Below are 3,619 nucleotides of genomic sequence, written 5' to 3' on the forward strand. Positions count from 1 at the left end.
GTGTTATACCGCGCCGTCTTATTTACCCGCCCTCTGAAGAAAGTGTGAACAGCGCCAACTTCCTGACAGCGGTGCAGCGCCAGGGCGCCAACAATTTTACTACCCGCGTATGGTGGGATAAATAGGAAAACATCTCACGTCATTTAAACAATACCCTCAGATTATGATAAACGAAAGAAGGAACGTACTGAAAAAACTTTTTGCTTCCGTGGCAGGCATAGCCGGTTTTAATGCCGTAGCCAAAGCAGCGGGTACGGTTACCCGCAGCAATACTGAGAAAATAGTAAATGGAGTGGTGTACGACCAGGAAGTACCCTTGTTCTCCAGCATTACCAAGCATAACGGGCTGGTGTTCCTGGCCGGCATAGGCGCCCACTTTGAAGGCGATATTAAAGCGCATACGGACCATGTACTGAAAGAAATGGAAGCCCAGCTGAAAAAAGCAGGTACTTCTATGGAAAAAGTATTAAAGGTAAGTGTGTTCCTGCACGACCTGAACGATTACAAAGCCATGAACGAAGTGTTCCGCGGCCGTTTTGGCGCTAACCCGCCGGTACGTACTACCGTTGCCGTGTATGGCGGCGTGCCGGGAGATTCGCTGGTAGAGATGGATTGCATCGCAGCGCAATAAACGAAGCAGGAAGCAGGATGTAAAAAGTAAGATACTCACATTTTGAGTGCCTGAGATCATACGGAATACATCCTGCCTCCTGCCTCTTATCTGATACTCCTCTTTTTTTCTTTTTTCAAAATCCTTTTATGATTACGCGCAGAAATTTGATACGGAATCTTTCTGCCGTCCCCCTATTGGGTGGACTGGCAGGTACCGCCAAAGTATTACCCTTCCTGGACGAGACCAGCACCGCACCCGCTAAAGATTATTTCAAAGAGCTGGGAGTACGCACCTTTGTAAATGCTGCCGGTACTTATACCGCCATGACCGGTTCTTTGATGCTGCCTGAAGTGCTGGCCGCCATACAATACGCCTCCAAAGAATTTGTGCTGCTGGACGACCTGCAGGATAAAGTGGGCAAACGTATTGCCTCCCTGGTGCACAGCGAATATGCTGTGGTAACCTCCGGCGCCTTCTCGGCTATCACACTGGGTTTAACCGGCGTATTAACGGGCATGGATGAAAAGAAAGCAGCAGCTATTCCGCACCTGGAAGGCACCGGCATGAAAACAGAAGTGATCATGCTGAAAGCGCATGACATTCCCTATGCACATGCATTAAAAAATACCGGGGTAAAAGTGTTGCAGGTAGATACAAAGGAAGAGCTGGAAAAGGCCATCAATGACCAGACCGCGATGCTCTTTTTTGTAAATGCCAACAACTTTGACGGTAAGGTGCAGGTAGAGGAATTTATACAAATAGCCAAAGCGCATAACCTGCCGGCTATGATCGATTGTGCAGCTGATGTACCCCCGGTTGAGAACCTGTGGCGCTTTACCAAAATGGGTTATGACATGGTTTGTTTTTCAGGCGGTAAAGGCATTCGCGGCCCGCAAAGCGCTGGTTTGTTATTAGGCGCTGAAAAATATATTAAAGCCGCCCGCTTAAGTATGGCGCCCCGTGGTAATACTGTGGGCCGTGGCATGAAAATAAATAAGGAAGAGATCCTGGGTATGATGGTGGCGCTGGAATACTACCTGGCAAAAGACCACGCTAAAGAATGGAAGATGTGGGAAGAGCAGATAGCGCTGGTGGGCAATGCCGCTAAATCGGTACCTGGTGTGGTAACAGAGGTGAAAGTGCCTGCAGTGGCCAATCACATACCCACCTTACACGTATCCTGGGATGAGAAAAAGATCCCGGTAACAGCCGCAGACCTGCGCGATAAGCTGCGCAAAGGCAACCCATCAATAGAAGTAGCAGACGGACAGCCAGGAAATAAATACGCCATCAGCATTACCACCTGGATGCTGGTACCCGGACAGGAGAAGATAGTAGCAGCAAGGCTGAAGGAAGTACTGTCACAGGGAGCTTAATTTCATAAAAGATACGCTTATGAAACGGATGATCAGGAACGGAAGCCTGCTGATCATATGCCTGGTATTATGCCGGGCGCAGGTAACCCATGCACAAAAATACAGCCTGCTGATAAAAGGCGGCCACGTCATCGATCCAAAGAATAATATTGACCGCATTATGGATATTGCCATCACGGCAGATACCATTGCCGCTGTAGCTGCTGATATTGATGCAGCACAGGCCAGGAAGGTGATCCATGCGGAAGGGCTGTATGTAACGCCCGGATTAATAGACATACACTCCCACAACTTTGCAGGCACAGAAGAGAACCATTATCTCTGTAACGGTTATGTAGCATTGGCGCCGGATGGCTTTACTTTCCGCTGTGGTGTTACCACCGTAGTGGATGCCGGCAGCTCCGGCTGGCGCAGCTTTGAAAAATTCAGAACACAAACCATACTGCATTCGCAAACGCGGGTGCTGGCTTTCCTGAACATTGTGGGAGAAGGTATGCGCGGCGGCGTGTATGAGCAGAACACCGCCGATATGGACGCCAAGATGACGGCGTTAACTATCCTTCACAATAAACAATACGTAGTAGGCATTAAGGTAGCGCACTATGTAGGCGCCGAATGGACGCCGGTGGACAGGGCGGTGGAAGCCGGTAAAATGGCCGGGGTACCGGTGATGATAGATTTTGGCGAGCAGCGTCCCGCATTATCGCTGGACTCTTTGTTTATGACACACCTGCGGCCCGGCGATATTTTTACGCATGCCTATGCCAAATTAAGAAGCCGCATGGCTATTGTAAATGACCAGGGGCAGCTACAGCCTTTTGCCCTGGCTGCCCGTAAAAAAGGGATTGTTTTCGATGTAGGCCACGGCGGTTCCAGCTTCTCCTTTTCACAGGCCATACCGGCCCTGAAAGCAGGTTTTTACCCTTCCACCATCAGCACAGATATTCATGCCACCAGCATGAATGCCGGTATGAAAGATATGCTTAACGTAATGTCCAAGTTCCTGAACATGGGCATGGATGTTAGCAGTGTTATCAAAGCATCTACCTGGGAGCCGGCCAAAGCTATTCAGCATGAGGAATTGGGCAATCTCTCCAAAGGGGCGGTGGCCGACATTGCCATTCTGCAGGTGATGAAAGGTAAGTTTGGCTTTATTGATGCCAGCGGTTCCCGCATGGATGGGAACCAGAAGCTGGAATGTGAGCTTACCATGCGGGCCGGCCGGATTGTGTATGATCTGAATGGCCTGGCAAGCCTGCCTTACCAGGTAAACACCACTACCGTAGCAGTAGATGAGCATGCCACCGGTGCTGAAAATTAATTCCACTGAAACCGATCAAGGATGAAATATAAAATAGTATACCCGTTAACGTTATTACTGGCATTGCTGGTCTATTTACCGGCTGCTATACAAGCACAAACCATATCCAAAGAAGAGCTCATCTTTCTTACGGCTGCCTGGAAGGGGGAACGTTTCCCCGACGGGCGGCCTAAAATTCCCGATAGCCTGCTGGAAAAAGCCCGGCATATTGGTATTGAAGAAGCATGGATCATACTGGATAATGACGGTTACCACTGCCAGTTTGAAGGGGGCTGGAAAATACTGCACCCGGATACGCCCATTATAGGC

At 49.5% G+C, this 3,619-nt stretch carries 3 protein-coding genes and 1 pseudogene; all 4 read left to right on the forward strand.

What is annotated here, in order from left to right; translation table 11 throughout:
- Positions 1-163 precede the first annotated feature (163 nt).
- Complete coding sequence (locus VIM87_RS13950; RefSeq protein ID WP_331997586.1) at positions 164-631, forward strand: RidA family protein; 468 nt, start codon at positions 164-166, stop codon at positions 629-631.
- Between the two features lie 146 nt (positions 632-777).
- Positions 778-1,989 (forward strand): aminotransferase class V-fold PLP-dependent enzyme, encoded by a 1,212-nt coding sequence (locus VIM87_RS13955; RefSeq protein ID WP_331997587.1) that lies wholly within the window; start codon positions 778-780, stop codon positions 1,987-1,989.
- Between the two features lie 19 nt (positions 1,990-2,008).
- On the forward strand, positions 2,009-3,310 hold the full coding sequence (locus VIM87_RS13960; protein ID WP_331997588.1) for an amidohydrolase/deacetylase family metallohydrolase: 1,302 nt from the start codon (positions 2,009-2,011) through the stop codon (positions 3,308-3,310).
- A gap of 21 nt (positions 3,311-3,331) precedes the next feature.
- Positions 3,332-3,619, forward strand: a pseudogene (locus VIM87_RS13965) (RraA family protein); the annotation flags it as partial.

This window comes from Chitinophaga sp. (genome assembly GCF_036569125.1).
GTDB lineage: Bacteria > Bacteroidota > Bacteroidia > Chitinophagales > Chitinophagaceae > Chitinophaga.

What these genes read in the sequence shown, in the direction of transcription:
- VIM87_RS13950 (WP_331997586.1), top strand. Translation starts at nt 164, where the DNA reads ATGATAAACGAAAGAAGGAACGTACTGAAAAAACTTTTTGCTTCCGTG.
- VIM87_RS13960 (WP_331997588.1), top strand. Translation starts at nt 2,009, where the DNA reads ATGAAACGGATGATCAGGAACGGAAGCCTGCTGATCATATGCCTGGTA.